The organism is Acrocarpospora macrocephala (assembly GCF_009687865.1).
GTDB lineage: Bacteria > Actinomycetota > Actinomycetes > Streptosporangiales > Streptosporangiaceae > Acrocarpospora > Acrocarpospora macrocephala.
Genome location: NZ_BLAE01000048.1, coordinates 63,381 through 78,516 on the forward strand (window position 1 = coordinate 63,381; position 15,136 = coordinate 78,516).

General features: G+C 71.2%; 12 protein-coding genes. All 12 read right to left on the bottom strand.

Translation table 11 applies throughout. The annotated features are described in order from the left end of the window. Positions 1–11: 11 nt before the first annotated feature. Positions 12–1,964, bottom strand: a complete 1,953-nt coding sequence (locus Amac_RS35935; protein ID WP_218041488.1) for an alpha-ketoacid dehydrogenase subunit alpha/beta — start codon at positions 1,962–1,964, stop codon at positions 12–14. Next, complete coding sequence (locus Amac_RS35940) at positions 1,961–3,130, bottom strand: CaiB/BaiF CoA transferase family protein (RefSeq protein WP_246268943.1); 1,170 nt, start codon at positions 3,128–3,130, stop codon at positions 1,961–1,963. The genes Amac_RS35935 and Amac_RS35940 overlap by 4 nt, the downstream gene beginning before the upstream one ends. Further along, positions 3,127–3,789, bottom strand: a complete 663-nt coding sequence (locus Amac_RS35945; protein WP_218041489.1) for an SDR family NAD(P)-dependent oxidoreductase — start codon at positions 3,787–3,789, stop codon at positions 3,127–3,129. Before Amac_RS35945 ends, Amac_RS35940 begins: the two co-directional genes overlap by 4 nt. A 26-nt stretch (positions 3,790–3,815) precedes the next feature. Then, positions 3,816–4,400: a TetR/AcrR family transcriptional regulator gene (locus tag Amac_RS35950; protein ID WP_170322825.1), complete on the bottom strand. Its 585-nt coding sequence runs from the start codon at positions 4,398–4,400 to the stop codon at positions 3,816–3,818. A gap of 32 nt (positions 4,401–4,432) precedes the next feature. Continuing rightward, entirely contained in the window at positions 4,433–5,629 is a 1,197-nt protein-coding gene (locus Amac_RS35955; RefSeq protein WP_155358880.1) for an acyl-CoA dehydrogenase family protein, read from the bottom strand. Next, entirely contained in the window at positions 5,616–7,139 is a 1,524-nt protein-coding gene (locus Amac_RS35960; RefSeq protein ID WP_170322826.1) for a class I adenylate-forming enzyme family protein, read from the bottom strand. The genes Amac_RS35955 and Amac_RS35960 overlap by 14 nt, the downstream gene beginning before the upstream one ends. Before the next feature lie 13 nt (positions 7,140–7,152). After that, complete coding sequence (locus Amac_RS35965) at positions 7,153–8,649, bottom strand: sugar ABC transporter ATP-binding protein (protein ID WP_218041490.1); 1,497 nt, start codon at positions 8,647–8,649, stop codon at positions 7,153–7,155. Beyond that, positions 8,646–9,746: an SMP-30/gluconolactonase/LRE family protein gene (locus tag Amac_RS35970; protein ID WP_155358882.1), complete on the bottom strand. Its 1,101-nt coding sequence runs from the start codon at positions 9,744–9,746 to the stop codon at positions 8,646–8,648. The genes Amac_RS35965 and Amac_RS35970 overlap by 4 nt, the downstream gene beginning before the upstream one ends. Then, positions 9,743–11,869 carry an ABC transporter permease gene (locus Amac_RS35975; protein ID WP_155358883.1) on the bottom strand — a complete coding sequence of 709 codons (2,127 nt, stop codon included), beginning with the start codon at positions 11,867–11,869 and terminating at the stop codon, positions 9,743–9,745. The genes Amac_RS35970 and Amac_RS35975 overlap by 4 nt, the downstream gene beginning before the upstream one ends. A 76-nt stretch (positions 11,870–11,945) precedes the next feature. Continuing rightward, positions 11,946–13,016, bottom strand: a complete 1,071-nt coding sequence (locus Amac_RS35980) for a sugar ABC transporter substrate-binding protein (RefSeq protein WP_170322827.1) — start codon at positions 13,014–13,016, stop codon at positions 11,946–11,948. Between the two features lie 31 nt (positions 13,017–13,047). Next, positions 13,048–14,067, bottom strand: a complete 1,020-nt coding sequence (locus Amac_RS35985; RefSeq protein ID WP_218041491.1) for an ABC transporter permease — start codon at positions 14,065–14,067, stop codon at positions 13,048–13,050. 162 nt (positions 14,068–14,229) lie between these two features. Then, complete coding sequence (locus Amac_RS35990; protein WP_155358886.1) at positions 14,230–15,057, bottom strand: SDR family NAD(P)-dependent oxidoreductase; 828 nt, start codon at positions 15,055–15,057, stop codon at positions 14,230–14,232. Positions 15,058–15,136: the final 79 nt, after the last annotated feature.

Below are 15,136 nucleotides of genomic sequence, written 5' to 3' on the forward strand. Positions count from 1 at the left end.
GAATCCCCCATCTAATACGCGACCAGTTGCTCGACGGCCCGGACCACGGCGGCCTGGTCGGGCAGCCAGAGCCGTTCCAGGTTCGGCGCGTACGGCGGCGGCATCCTGGCGGCGCCGACCCGCTTGATCGGGGCGTCCAGCAGCTCGAACGCGTGCTCGCCGACGTGGGCGCTGATCTCCGCGCCGACCCCGAAGTCGGTGATCGCCTCGTGCGCGATGAGCAGGCGCGAGGTCTTGGCCAGCGAGGCGATGATCGTCTGGTAGTCCAGCGGCGCGATCGTGCGCAGGTCGACGACCTCGCACTCGATGCCGCGCCCGGCCAGTTCCCGCGCGGCCGCCAGGCAGACCTGGGCCATCCGCGAGTAGCTGACGACGGTGACGTCGGAGCCTTCCCTGACGACGTGCGCGCGGCCGAGTTCGAGGGACTCGCTCCGGTCGGGCGCGTCCCCGGAGACCTCGTAGAGCAGCCGGTTCTCGATGACGATGACCGGGTTGGGGTCGCGCACCGCCGCCCGCAGCAGGCCGTACGCGTCGGCGGGGGTGCCCGGCATGACCACCTTGAGCCCGGGAATCGCGGCCAGCAGCACCTCAAGGCTCTGCGAGTGCTGGCTGCCGGAGGACCGGCCCGCGCCGAACTGGGTGCGTACGGTCAGCGGCACCTGGACGGCGCCGCCGGTCATGAACCGCATCTTGGCCGCCTGGTTCATGAGCTGGTCCAGGCAGACCCCGATGAAGTCGAGGTACATGAGCTCCACCACCGGCCGCAGGCCGGACATGGCCGCGCCCACGCCGAGGCCCATGATGGCGGTCTCGGAGATCGGCGTGTCGATGAGCCGCCCGGGGAAGCGCTCGTGCAGCCCCCGGGTGAGGCCGAAGACGTTGCCGCCCGCCGCCACGTCGATGCCGGCCAGGAAGACCGAGGGGTCGGTGGCCAGCTCGTCCTCCAGCGCGGCGCGGATGGCCCGGCTGGTCTTGATGGCGGGGGTGGCCTGGACGTCCGCGGGGACGGGGAGCGGGGGCCGGTGCCCGACCGGCGAGTAGACGTACTCCTGGAGGGTTTCCGCGCCGGGTTCCGGTGCGGCCCTGGCGAACGCGATGGCCGCCTCGACCTCACGCTCGACCTCGTCGGCGATCTTGGCGAGCAGGTCGCCGTCGCCGTCGGCGCGGATCCGCGCGGCCAGGATGGCGAGCGGGTCGTTGGCTTCCCGGGCGGCCAGGTCCTCGGGTGTGCGGTAGCGCTGCTGGTCGCCCTCGTAGTGGCCGCGGGCCCGGTAGGTCTCGGCCTCCACCAGGACCGGGCCCGCGCCCGACCTGACCCGGGCGACCTGGGCGGCCATGACCCGGGCGACGGCCTCCACGTCGTTGCCGTCCGCGTGGGCGTAGGCGATGCCGTACCCGCGCGCGCGGTCGGCCAGCGGGAGTTCGCGGATGACCGACGCGTCGGAGAACTCGGCGAAGTGGTTGTTCTCGCAGAGGAACACGATCGGCAGGTCCTTCACCGCGGCCAGGTTGACCGCCTCGTGGAAGGCCCCTTGGGCCACCGCGCCGTCCCCGAAGAAGGCAACCGCGACATCGGAGGTTCCGCGTAGCCGCATCGCCATGGCCGCGCCGGTGGCGATCGGCAGGCCCGCGCCGACGATGCCGTTCGCGCCGAAGACCCCGGCGTCCAGATCGGCGATGTGCATGGAGCCGCCCCGCCCCCGGCAACTGCCATCGGCCCGGCCGAGCAGTTCCGCGAACATCCGGCCCATGTCCCCGCCCTTGGCCAGCACATGCCCGTGACCCCGATGCGTGGAGGTGATGATGTCCCTACCGGTCAGCACCGAGCAGGCCCCGACGGCGACCGCCTCCTGGCCGATCGACACGTGCACGAAACCGGGGATCTCGCCGTCCCGGTAGAGCTGCGCGGTGCGCTCCTCGAACCGCCGGATCCGCGCCATCCGCCGGTACAACTCGACCCTCACCACGGGGCACCGGCCTGGACCACGGTGCCGTCGCCGATCAGGTCGTCGACCTCCGCCGCCGACAGCCCCCAGGAGGTCAGCCCGGCCACCGTGTCCTGCCCGGGCGCGGGCGGCGGCGACGGCACTCCGGGGGCGGTACGGCTGAAGCGCGGCGCGGGCGCGGGCTGGACCATCGAGCCGACCCGCACGAAGGCGTCCCGCTCGACGTTCAGGGGATGCCCGGCCGCCTCCCCCAACGGCACCACCTCGGTCAGGCAGGCGTCGGTCCCCTCGAACTCGGCCAGCCATTCGGCCTGGGTACGGCTCCGGAACACCTCCGCCATCCGCTTCTTCAGCACCGGCCACGATTCCGGCCTGGCCTGCCCGTCCAGGAAGTCCCGGTCCTGGTCGAGCCCGAGACCGGCCAGCAGCCGCCGGTAGAACTGCGGCTCGATCGCGCCCGCCGCGACGTGCCGGCCGTCGGCGCATTCGTACACGTTGTAGAAGTGCGAGCCGCCGTCCAGCAGGTTGACCCCACGCGCGGGCGACCAGAACCCCTCGCCGGCGAACGCGTGGAACAGCGTCATGAGCAGCGAGGCGCCGTCCACGATGGAGGCGTCCACCACCTGCCCGCGACCGGAGGCGCGGGCCTCGTGCAGGGCGCACACCAGGCCGAACGCCAGCAGCATGCCGCCCCCGCCGAAATCACCCACCACGTTGAGCGGCGGCAGGGGCGACTCCGGCGTGCCGATCGCCGCCAGCACACCGGTCAGCCCGATGTAGTTGATGTCGTGCCCGGCCCGATCGGCCAGCGACCCTTGCTGGCCCCAGCCGGTCATCCGCCCGAAGACGATGCGCGGGTTACGTTCCGCGCAGGCCTCCGGGCCGATGCCGAGCCGCTCCACCACGCCGGGCCGGAAGCCCTCGAAGATGATGTCCGCCGACTCCACCAGCCGCAGCACGGTCTGCGCGCCGCGCGGCGCCTTCAGGTCGATCGCCACCGAACGCCGCCCCCGGTTCATCAGGTCGGCGTGCGGCGGCAGCGGATTGGCCGGGCTGCGGTAGCCCGGCCGGTCCACCCGCAGCACCTCCGCGCCCATGTCGGCGAGCATCATGCCGCAGAACGGCCCCGGGCCGATCCCGCCGATCTCGATGACCCGCACACCGCTCAGCGGTCCTGTGCTCACAATGTCCACCCGCCATCCACGGTCAGCACCGCGCCGGTGCAGAAGGTCGCGTCCTCCGCCAGGAAGACCGCCGCTCTGGCGATCTCCTCGGCCGTGCCGAACCGGCCGAGCACCGTGCGCTCCACGATGCGCCGCCTGGCCCGCTCGCCGAGCCCGGTGGTCATGTCGGTGTCCACGAATCCGGGTGCCAGCACGTTGACCCGGACCCCGCTCTCCTTGGCCAGCGCCCGCGCGAAGCCGGTCATGGCGGACTTGGCGCTGGCGTACGCGGTGTCGCCGGGGAAACCGGCCTGGCCTATCACCGAGGAGACCAGCAGCAGCGAGCCCGCGCCGGACGCGCGGAGCGCGGGCAGCGCGGCGCGGGCCAGCAGGTGGTTGCCGCGCAGGTTCGTCTCCACCACCCGCCACCAGTCCTGCGGCGGCAGCTGCTCGATCCGGCCGCCAGCCCATTCCCCGGCGTTGAGGATCACGGTGTCAAGCCCGCCCAGCCGCCGCACGCACCGGCCGATGAGATCCTCGGCGTCGCCGTCCAGCAGGTCGTACGGCTCCGCGCCCGCCATCTCGGGCGAGGGCTTCCGGGAGGTGAACACGACATCCACCCCGCGATCGGCCAGCTCAGACACGATCGCCCGGCCGATTCCGCGAGCGCCGCCCGTCACCAGCGCCCGCCTGCGCGTCGCGCCCACTAGTGGGCCGCCATGCCGTCGATGATCAGCACCACCAGCCGCTCGGCGATCTCGTCCACCGAGGTCGGGCCCTTCGGATCCAGCCACACGTAGGTGTAGTTGAGCAGGCCGAGCACCCCCATCACGTCGATCGGATGCGCGGTACGGAACACCCCGGCGGCCACGCCGCGCTCGAAGACCTCCTCGAACAGGCTCTGGTACTCCCGCCGCAGCGCCCGCAGCCGCACCGACCGGTCGCCGGTCAGCGAGCGCATCTCGTGCTCGGCCACGATGACGTCGCTGCGGCGCTCGGCCAGCGTGTTGAGGTGGGCGTGCACCAGCCGCCGCAGCTGCTCCCGGGGGTCGGGGGTGCTGGCCACCGCGGCCCTGCCCCGGGTCAGAGCCTCGTCCACGTGCCGTTTGCACAGGTCGAACAGCAGATCCTCCTTGGACCCGATGTGGTAGTACAGCGCGCCGCGCTGCAGGCCCGCCGCCTCGCCCAGCTCGGACACGCCGGCGCCGTGATAGCCCTTCACGGCGAATATCTGGGACGCGACCTGCAGGATGCGGTCACGGGTGGAGTCCGCTGGCTGCTCGCCGGACACGTGGTCCTCCGTCTCTTGGGGATGGGTAGGGGTCATCGGGCTTTGTGGGTTCTCAGGACATTGCGGGCCACCGTCTGCCGGTGCACCTCGTCAGGGCCGTCGTAGATCCGGGCCGACCGGGCGCGGCGGTACATGTCCTGCAGCGGCAGGTCGGTGGTGAGCCCGAGCGCGCCGTGCACCTGGATGGCCCGGTCGATGACGTCGTGCAGCATCTGCGCGCCGCGGAACTTGATCGCGCTGATCTCCGTCCTGGCCGCCTTCACGCCGTACCGGTCGATCGTCCAGGCCGCGTGCAGGGTCATCAGCCGGGCGGCGTGCAGGTCCGCCCAGGATTCGGCGATCCAGTTCTGCACGGTCTGCTTGTCGGCCAGCGGCGAGCCGTGGCTGTAGCGCGCCAGCGCCCGCTCGCAGAGCAGGTCCAGGGCGCGCGAGGCCTGGCCGATCCACCGCATGCAGTGGTGGATGCGGCCGGGCCCGAGCCGCTCCTGCGCGATGCGGAAGCCCTGGCCGCGCTCGCCCAGCAGCGCGTCCGCGCCGACCAGCACGCCGTCCAGGACGACTTCGGCGTGGTTCTCCAGGCGCCCCCACTCGGGCCGGGAGTCCTCCAGCGTGCCGATCTCCCGGACCACCCGCAGCCCGGGCGTGCCGGTGGGCACGATGAACTGGCTGGCCCGCTCGTGCGGCCCGGCGTCCGGATCGCTCACCGCCATGACGATCATGAAGTCGGCCGCCGAGGCGTTGGTGATGAACCACTTGTGCCCGTCCAGCCGCCAGCCGCCGGAGACCTGGACCGCCCTGGTGGCCAGCAGCGTCGGGTCGGCTCCCGCGCCGGGCTCGGTCATCGCGTAGCTAGAGCGCAGCCGCCCCTCCAGCAGCGGGACCAGCCAGCGTGCGCGCTGCCCGGCGGTGGCGTGCCGGGCCAGGATCTCGCTGTTGCCCGCGTCCGGGGCCTGGTTGCCGAACACGTACGGCGCGACCGCGCAGCGGCCGATGATCTCGTGCATGAGGCCCAGCTTGAGCTGCCCGAAACCGGGCCCGCCCAGGTCGGGCGCGAGGTGGGCGGCCCAGAGACCGCGCTCCTTGACCACCTGCTGGAGCGGCACGATGAGCGCGGCGAACTCCTCCCGATCCGGCCGGAGCGTCTCGATCGGCACGATGCGCTCGTCGACGAAGGTCCGCATCCAGTCGAGCTGGGACTGGAACTCCGGGTCGGTCTCAAAGCTCCACATCTGATGTTCCCTTCGGCAGCTCCCGCAGTTTGGACTTCAGCACCTTGCCGGAGGTCGTCCGGGGCAGCGGCTCGGCGCCGAGCACCCACACCCGGGGCACCTTGTAACCGGCCAGGCTCTGCCGCGCGTGCCGCGCCAGCTCCGGCGGGGTGACCCCCGCGTCCGGCGCCACGACCACGTGCGCGCGGCCGACCTCGCCGTACACCTCGTGCGGGACGCCCACGACGGCGACCTCCCGCACGGCCGGGTGCCGGAGCAGGACCCGCTCGATCTCGGCCGGGTAGACGTTGAGGCCGCCGGAGATCATCATGTCCTTGGCCCGCCCGGCCACGTAGAGGTAGCCCTCCTCGTCCAGCCAGCCGTTGTCGCCCGTGTGCAGCCAGCCGTCGCGCAGCGCCAGCGCGGTCTGCTCCGGCGCGCGGTGGTAGCCGATCATCGAGGCGGGGGAGCGGACCACGATCTCGCCCACCTCGCCGGAGTCGGCCGCGGTCCCGTCGGATCGCCTGATCTCGATGACGGTCATCGACATCGCCTTCCCGGCCGAGCCGCGCTTGCGCACGGCGCTGTCCCGATCGAGGTACGTCATGATCATCGGCCCCTCGGTCATGCCGTAGCACTGCATCACCCAGACGCTGGGCAGCGCCGCCTCGAACTCCTCGATGAGCTCCACCGGTAACGCCTCGCCGCCGGAGGCGAGCAGCCGGATCGAACCCCACGTCGCGGCCGACACCAGCCCCGAGCGCAGCAGGATCCTGAGGACCGAGGGCACCAGCACCACGATGCTGACCCGGTGGCGGACCAGCAGGTCGCGGAAGCGCGCGGGGTCGAACGAGCGGCTCGGCAGCAGCGTCACCCGGCCGCCCGTCCAGAGCACCGCGAGGGTGAAGTCGTGGAACCCGGCCGCCCAGCACAGCGCCGGCACGCACAGGTAGGAATCCCGCTGATCCACCCCGAAGTCGACGACCTGCTGGACCGTGTTCCACATCAGCGTGTGGTGGGTGTGCACGGCGGCTTTGGCCACGCCGGTCGTGCCCGAGGTGTACTGCAGGAGCACCACGTCGTCCGGCGCGACCTGCGGCCTGGCCGCGAGCACGCCCGAATCCCGGAGCGCCTGGTAGTCGTCGCCGCGCTGGATGACCCGGGTCCCGGACAGGTCGAGCCCGCTCAGCAGGCCGGTCATCGAGCCGTCCACGACGATCCAGCCGGCTCCGGAGTCCCCCTTGATGTGGCGGACCTCCTCGGGGCTGAGCAGGTAGTTCACCGGGACGATGATCCCGCCCAGGGTGGCGACGGCGTAGAAGAGCTCGACGTACTCGACGCAGTTGGGCAGCACCGCCAGCAGCGCGTCGCCCGCGCCGAAGCCGAGCCGGTCCAGGCCGGCGGCGACCTCGTCCACCCGGCGGCCGAGCTCGGCGTAGGTCAGCTCGGTCTCCTCGAACGCCAGGGCCACCGCCTCGGGCGAGCGGGCGGCGCCCACGTCCAGCGTGGCGCGGAGCGTGAATCCGGTCATCATTGCCTCCCCATCAGTGCACGGCCGCGAACATGACGGACTCCTCGGTGGCCGAGTCCGGCGCGAACTCCGCCACGATCCGGCCGCCTCTGGCGACCAGGATCCGGTCCGACAGCGAGAAGATCTCCGGCAGGTACGACGAGATCAGCACCACCGCGACCCCCTGATCGGCGATCTGGCGGATCAGCTGGTGGATCTCCTCGATCGACCCCACGTCCACCCCCCGGGTCGGCTCGTCGAAGATGACCACCCGGGGATCGCCGGTGAGCGACTTGGCCAGCACGACCTTCTGCTGGTTGCCCCCGGACAGCTCCACCACGCGCGCGTTCGGGGTGATCGTGCGGATCTGGAACCGCTGGATGAACCGGGCGGCCACCGCCTTGACCCGGCGGGAACCCCGCAGCAACGCCAGCCTCCGGCCCGCCGCGGCCTCCCCGATGGCGATGTTCTCGGCGATGGACATGGTCTCGAAGAAGCCGTTGACCTTACGATCCTCGGTGACGTAGACGATCCCGTCCCGCACGGCCTGGCGCGGCACCCGGTAGCGCACCGGCCGCCCGTCCAGCAGCACCCGCCCGCCGTTGACCCGGTTGCGCTTGAGCGCGCCGGTCACCACCAGGCACGCCTCGGTACGGCCCGAGCCCACCAGCCCGGCGATGCCGACGATCTCCCCGGCGAAGGCCGAGAACGTCATGTTCCTGACCACCGTGCCCATGGTCAGGTTCTCCACGCTCAGCACCTTCGGGCCGCGCACCAGGCCCGGCTTCGGCGGGCGGCGGGCGTACTCGACCGAGCGGCCGACCATGAGCCGGATCACCTCGTCCCTGCCGATGTCGGCGGCCTGGGTGGTCAGCTGCCGCCGCCCGTCCCGCAGGATCGTGACCCGGTCGGCGATGTGCAAGGACTGCTCGATGGCGTGCGAGACGAAGATGACGCCCGCGCCCGACCGGGTCAGCTGGCCGATGGCGCCGAACAGCTGCTCGGTCTCCTCCGGGGTGAGGGTCGCCGTCGGCTCGTCGAAGATCACGACCTTGGCGCGCCTGCGGATCGCCCGGGCGATCTCCACCATCTGCTTCTGGGCGCTGCCCAGCGCGGACACCAGCGAGGTCACCTGCACCGGGAAGTTCATCGACCGCAGCAGCTGGCGGCCCTCGATGTTGAGCGAGCGGAACCGCGACAGCAGCGCCTCGTCGCCGAGGCGCAGGTTCTGGGCCACGGTCATGGTCGGGACCAGGCTGGTCTCCTGGTAGACCATGGCCACGCCGTCGCGGAGCGCCTGGCTGGGGTGGGTGTACTCGCGCGGCTTGCCGCCCATGGTGAGCCGGCCGGCGTCCAGCCGTACCGCGCCTGAGATGACCTTGCACAGGGTGGACTTGCCCGCGCCGTTCTCGCCGAGCAGCGCGTGCACCTCGCCCGGGTGCAGGGTGAAGTCGATGTCCTGGATCGCCCGTACGCCGGCGTAGCTCTTGGACCCGGCGACGATCTCCAGCAACGGCTGTGACGTCATCATGCCGCCTCCCCTTCCGCCGCGAGCAGCATCCGGCCGCCCTTGCTGACCATGACGATGTCCGCGCCTGCCCGCCGTCCCGCGGTGATCCCGGTACGGGCCGAGCCCGCCCGCGCGTGCCACCCCCGCAGGAACGTGCCGTCGGCCGCCATCCGCGCGAGCAGCCCGTACGAACGCGACGGCGCCCACGGCTTGGTCTGGTTGAGATGCTTGATGGAGCCGATCTGCAGCGGCTCCCACCGCTCCCCGGTCGAGCGCAGCGCTGGCGAGATCCAGAACTCCGGCGGCACGGTACGGATCATCTCCGCCCGGAAGTAGTCCTCCCGGAGCACGAAGTCCACCAGATGCGTCCGCAGCGCCACGAACGCGAGCAGGTAGTCGCCGTTCCCCTCTGGGGCCAGCCGCCACGGGTAGCCGGGCAGGTTGGCCAGCAGCGGGCGGCTTGCCCGGCGGGTGACGTCGAACTCCAGCACCCGGTGCCGCCAGGCCTCGGTGACCAGCAGTTTCGACGGCCCGTCCGGGCCGATGGCGACCCCGGCGGGCCAGGCCAGACCGGCGGCCAGCGTCTCGGCCCGCCCGGAGGCGAGATCGACCCGCACCAGGCTTCCCGACGCGCCCTTGCCCATGAGGTCGTGCGTCCACTGGTCGGCGGCGAACTCGGCGCTGCCCAGGGTGAGGTATGCCTGCCCGTCCGCATGCACGAGGCTGGTCGGGCAGGTGAACGAGGTGTCGCCGACGCGCTCGGCGACGCCGCCGGCCAGCCGGTAGAGGCCGCCCCCGTCCACCACGGCGAAATCGCCGTCCGGGGCGAGGGCCGACACCCGGCCCGGCAGCGACGCGACCGTGTGCGTGCGCCCGGTCCGCCGGTCCAGGCCGAGCACGTCGCGGCCGGCCGTGAACAGCAGCGTGTGCTCGTCGGCGACCGCGAGGTCGTCCGGCTCCGCGTCGGCGCCGGACCAGAGCACCTGGCAGGCGTCCACGAGGTCGTTGGCGGCCAGGCCGCCGTCCAGTGACGGGATCGCGCGGTTCTCCGACCGGGAGGGCAGCAGGAACTCGGCGGCCAGGCCCAGGCTGCGGCGGAGTTCGGAGGTAAGGCTCATGGCGCGCTCACCACCCGCTCGGACCCGGCCCGCGCCGGGATCTCGTGCTGGGGGAGGGCGATCCGGCCGAGCCGGTCGTTGGTCAGCCCGCCCAGATACAGGTAGCCGTCGTGCTCGCGCATCGAGGTGATCACCGCATGGTCCTTCTGCTGTCCGTCCCACAGGGACTCCACCACCTGGCCCGCCTCAGTGATCTTGATGACGCACGAGGTGTTCAGGTTGGGCACGAGCCATTCGTCGAAGGGGAGTTCCTTCACCATCCGGCGGCGGAACTTCGGCATCGAGATGGCGAGGTCCCACACCGGCGTCCGCATGCCCGCGAAGGCGACCCAGTAGCCGCCGTCCGAGGCGCGATTGATGTTGTCCGGAATGCCGGGCAGGTTCTCGGCGAAGGGTTCCAGCTGCCCGGCTTTCGGCCCGGCGAGGTGGAACCGGTCGATCCGGTAGAGGTTGGAGGAGTTGATCAGCACGGACGCGCCGTCGTGCGACACGCAGATGCCGTTGGGGAAGGCGTAGTTGCGCAGCACGACCGTGGTCTGCCCGGTGTCCGGGTCGTAGCGGAGCAACCGGCCGTTGGGGCGCGACTCGATCAGGTCGAGGAAGTACTCGTCGCCGTCGAACCGGGTGCTGGCGTCGCTGAAGTAGATCTTCCCGTCCGCGGCGACGTCCAGGTCGTCGGCGAGGCGGATGGCCGAGTCGTCGTTGATCCGGTACCAGGTGCGTTTGACGTCGGTGGCCAGCGGGGTGACCTGGCCTTCGGGGGTGATGCCGTACAGGCCCATCCCGGCCACGCACATGGCGATATTTCCGTCTTTGTCGATGACCAGGCCGAGGGGGTGGCCGCCGACCCGGGCCACCAGCTCCGCGGGGGAGTCCGGGCCGTCGAAGCGCCACAACCAGCCGCGGCGGTCGCCGCAGTACAGCCGTCCCCGCTCGTCGAGCACCACGTCCTCGGGCCCGTCCAGCTCACCGAGACCGATCGCCTGCGCGCCGGTGAGCCGGTCGTTCAGCTCCCAGACACCGCCCTGCTGGTAGATGTCCGGCGAGGCGCGCAGGCGGAACCTGCCGGGCGCCATGTAGATCTTCTGGATCGCCTTGCCCCGGTTCTTGCCCCACTTCAGGTCGGCCGCGGCGAAGACCAGCAGGATCACCGCGAGCACCGCCGAGTAGAGGGGACGCGGCTGGGCCTGCAGGGTGAGACCCTGCGAGATCGCGGCCACGGTGAGCGCCCCGATGAGCGCGCGCATGGCCGTGCCCCTGCCCCCGGCCAGGCTCACCCCGCCGATCACGACGGCGGTCAGCACCGCGAACTCCATCCCCAGACCGGTCGAGGCCGAGCTCTGCTCCAACCGGCTGGCCGTCAGCAGCCCGGCCGCACCGGCCAGCGCGCCCGCGACGGCATAGGTGCTGAAGGTGATCGCGGGCAGGTTCATCCCGGCCCGGCGGGCCGAGGTGCGGGACGAGCCGATGGCCGTGATCCGCCACCCCCACCGGCTCCGGCTGAGCAGCACGTGCACCACCAGGGCCACCACGACCAGCAGCACGAACTGGGTGGTCAGCCCGGCCAGGCGCCCCGCGCCCAGCATGTCCCAGATGGGATCGATACGCGTGGTCGTGGCCATGCGCGGGCTGTACATCGTGTCGATGTACTCGGCCACCGTGCGGTAGGCCAGGAGGGTCACCAGTGTGGTGATGAACGGCCGCGTCTTCGCGTACGCGATGAGGACGCCGTTCACCGAGCCGAGCAGCGCGCCCAGCGCGATGGCCGCCGCCACCACCAGCGGGACCGGCCAGTCGAGCAGTCTGAACGCGATCAGCGCGAAGCCGTTGACCACCCCGAAGACCGCTCCCACGCTCAGATCGATGCCACCGCCGATCAGCACGATCGTCATGCCGAGCGCGACCAGGCCGAGCTCGGCGAAGTTCTGGGACAACGTCGAGGCGTTGTCCAGGGTGAGAAAGCCGTCCGCCGTGACGCCGAAGTAGGTCAGCACGCTGACCAGCAGCAGGCACGGGACCATCGCCTCCATCCAGCGTTTGCCGAGCAGCTCGGCCAGGGATCGCTGGAAGGAGAACCTGTGTCGCCAGGACATACCGGTGAGAGCGAAAGCATCCTTGGGCACGTGTCGTTCCCCATTCTCGAAGCGCGGGTCACCTCGATCCGCGGGTGGGTGAGTGGCCACCCACCCGCGGGGTGGGCTACTGCGCCGCCGCCGCGTAGCAGGAGCCGGCCAGCTGGTAGTTGGACTTGTCGATGATCTGGGTCGGCGTGAACAGGGCGGTCCTGCTGGCTCCCGGGGTGACCCCGCTTTGCAGCAGGTACTGGGTGACCGCGACCGCGTCGTCGCCCATCGTCGTGCCGCCGCCGTAGTTGACGGCCGCCGCCACCGTGCCCTTGGCGATGCCGTCGCAGGCGACGTCGCTGGAGTCGGTGGTGTAGACGCCGACCTGGCCGATCTTGCCGGCCTGGGCCACGGCGTTGGCGGCGCCGGACATCATGCCGTCCCAGTTGCCGATGAGCGCGCACAGGCCGGGATGCTGCTGCAGCAGCGTGCGGGTGATCTCGTTGGCCTTGGTCGGGTCGTACTGACCGGGCTGGCTGGCAACCAGGTTCATGCCCTGGTCCTTGAAGACCTGGGTGGCCGACTCCACCGTCAGCAGCGAGCCGGTGTCCGAAGCGAAGCCGCTGATGATGGCGACGTCCTTCTTGTTCATCGCCTTGCAGTCGGCGGCGGCCCGCTCGGCCAGCTTGCCGACCATCGCGGTCCAGTTCGGGCCGATGTAGGCGTCGCTCTGGGCGTTCGAGCCGAGGTTCAGCACGATCACGTAGATGCCCGCGCTCTGCGCCTGCTGGATGAGCTTGGCCAGGCCGCTGAGGTCGGCGTTGTGCAGGATCAGCGCGTCCGGCTTCTGGTCGATCGCCGTCTGCACCTGCTGGGCCAGGACCTGGGTGTCGAAGTTGGCGTTGATGGCGGTGAAGTCGACACCTACCTCCCGGAAGCCGAGCACGGTGCGCTCCTTCCAGGCCCGGGTCAGCGCCGCGCCGTCGCCGCTGATGGTGATCATCTGCACCTTCTTGCCGCGCATCGCGCCCAGCGACTTCGCGATGACCTCCTGCGGGGAGGCGATCGCCGGCAGGCCGCCGGATCCGGCCGGCTGGGTGGCGGCGCCCTGCTCGGCCGCGCCTTCGTTTCTCGTGCTGGTGCAGCCGGTCAGGGCGAGGGTGAGGGCCACCCCCGCGGCCACGATCACCTGCTTGTATGTGCCCATTGGTGCCTCTTTCGATGAGCGGGGGGTTGTGTCACATGTCGCCGGCACGTGCGGTCTCCTCATCACGGGGATGGAGGAGGCTGTCCAGCACGATCGCCAGCAGGACGATGAACGCCTTCGACAGGGACTGTTCGATGACGCTCATGTTCAGCAGCGTCATCGCGTTGCCGATGACGCCGAGGAGGAGGGCGGCGCAGACGACGCCGCCGATGCTGCCCCGCGCTCCCGCGAGGCTCACGCCGCCGATCACGACCACCGCGATGACGTCGTACAGCTGGGTTCCGGTGACCGCGGCCCGCAGGTCGTACGAGCCGGCCACCGAGACGCCCACGACGCCGGCCACGAAGGCGGCGGACGCGGACACCAGGTAGGTGGAGACCAGCAGCGGCCGGGTGGGCAGGCCCACCAGCGCGGCCGCGGCCGGGTTGTCGCCCTGCGCCCGGACGAACCTGCCGTAGTTGCGGGACATGAACCAGGTGGCCAGGGCCGCCGCCGCGGCCAGGACCAGGACCGGGCTGGGCACCCCGAGAACCGAGCCGCGCCCCAGCCAGGTCATCAGGCTCGCCCCGGCCGGAACGGCCTGCTGGTCCTTGGGCAGCAGCACGAGCCGGAAGAACCCGAGGTAGAGCAGGCTGGTCGCCAGCGTCACGAACAGCGGCGGCACCTCGACGTAGGCCACCAGCAGGCCGTTGACCAGGCCCAGGCCGAGCGCGATCAGCAGGCCGGCGCCCAGCGCGGCCGCCTCGCCGTGACCGGCGAGCATCAGCTCGACGGCCATCGCGCAGCTGACGCTCATGATGATCACGACCGACAGGTCGAGCCCGCGGGCGATGACCACCACGGCCATGCCGATGGCCAGCAGCCCCAGGACCGAGGCGCTTCTGGCGGCGTTGAGCAGGTTGGCGGTGGAGAAGAAGCCCGGCAACGTCACCGAGAACACCACCACCAGGGCGAGCAGCACGCCCGCGACGATGTAGCCCTGATCCATCGCGGCGAGCCGGCGGCGAACACCGCCGACGGGGGTTTCCGAGGCCACTGAGCTTGTCACCATGGCTCCTCTGTACTGACTGATCGGTACATAATGGGTCGGCCCTAACATGTGCCGCAATACCGGAGAAATGGGTGTTACGGGCTTGTTACAGGGGGTGAGAATTCCGCGCACGCCAAATCCACGGGGGCGCGTACGCCTCCCGTGGACCTGGTCGTTATGGGGTCAGAAGTGGTAGCCGCCGCCGCAGACGAGGGTCTCCCCGCTGATGTAGTCGGATTCCGGCGCGCAGAACAGGTACACCGCTCCGGCCGCCTCCTCCGGCGTGCCGGCCCGGCCCAGCGGGATGGCCGCCTCCAGCTCCGACACCCGCTCGTCCGGCATGCCGACCCTGACCTCGTGCCCCGCCACGGTGATATGGCCGTCGGCGACCGACCTGGCCTGGGTCAGCCGGGTCTGGATGAAGCCGAACGCGACCGCGTTGACGGTCACCTGGTAGCGGCCCCACTCCTTGGACAGGGTCTTGGTCAGCCCGACCACGGCGGCCTTGGCGCTGGAATAGTTGACCTGGCCGGGATTGCCGTCCAAGCCGGAGATCGAGGAGATGTTGACCACCTTGCGGGTGTGCGCGATACCGGCCTCCCGCTCCGCCCGGTGCAGGCCGCTGATCACCGGCTGGGCCGCGCGCAGGATCCGGAACGGCGCGGTCACGTGCACGGCCAGCATGGCCTCCCACTGCTCGTCGGTCATCCGCTGGATCACCCCGTCCCAGGTGTAACCGGCGTTGTTGACGATGATGTCCAGCGCGCCGAACCGGTCCACGGCGGTGCGCACGAACCGGCCCGCGAACTCCTCGTCGGTGACGCTGCCCACCACCGCGACCCCGCTCGCGCCGACCTTGCCGATCGTCTCCAGCGTGTCGTGCGCCGCGTCGGCGTCGATGTCGTTCACCACGACCCGGGCGCCCTCGGCGGCCAGCTTGAGGGCGATCGCCCGCCCGATTCCCTGCCCCGCCCCGGTGACCAGGGCCACCCTGCCGTCGATGGAGCCCATCGGCCTCAACCCTCTACTTTGTTGACTTAACGGTCGCTAAAGTAACTCGGGCCGCGTCGACGCACAAGCCCGGCTCCCG

Excerpts from the sequence above, each read along its gene's own strand:
- Amac_RS35955 (WP_155358880.1), bottom strand. The coding sequence starts at position 5,629 with ATGTGGAGCTTTGAGACCGACCCGGAGTTCCAGTCCCAGCTCGACTGG.
- Amac_RS35990 (WP_155358886.1), bottom strand. The coding sequence starts at position 15,057 with ATGGGCTCCATCGACGGCAGGGTGGCCCTGGTCACCGGGGCGGGGCAG.
- Amac_RS35970 (WP_155358882.1), bottom strand. The coding sequence starts at position 9,746 with ATGAGCCTTACCTCCGAACTCCGCCGCAGCCTGGGCCTGGCCGCCGAG.
- Amac_RS35960 (WP_170322826.1), bottom strand. The coding sequence starts at position 7,139 with ATGACCGGATTCACGCTCCGCGCCACGCTGGACGTGGGCGCCGCCCGC.
- Amac_RS35965 (WP_218041490.1), bottom strand. The coding sequence starts at position 8,649 with ATGATGACGTCACAGCCGTTGCTGGAGATCGTCGCCGGGTCCAAGAGC.
- Amac_RS35985 (WP_218041491.1), bottom strand. The coding sequence starts at position 14,067 with ATGGTGACAAGCTCAGTGGCCTCGGAAACCCCCGTCGGCGGTGTTCGC.
- Amac_RS35980 (WP_170322827.1), bottom strand. The coding sequence starts at position 13,016 with ATGGGCACATACAAGCAGGTGATCGTGGCCGCGGGGGTGGCCCTCACC.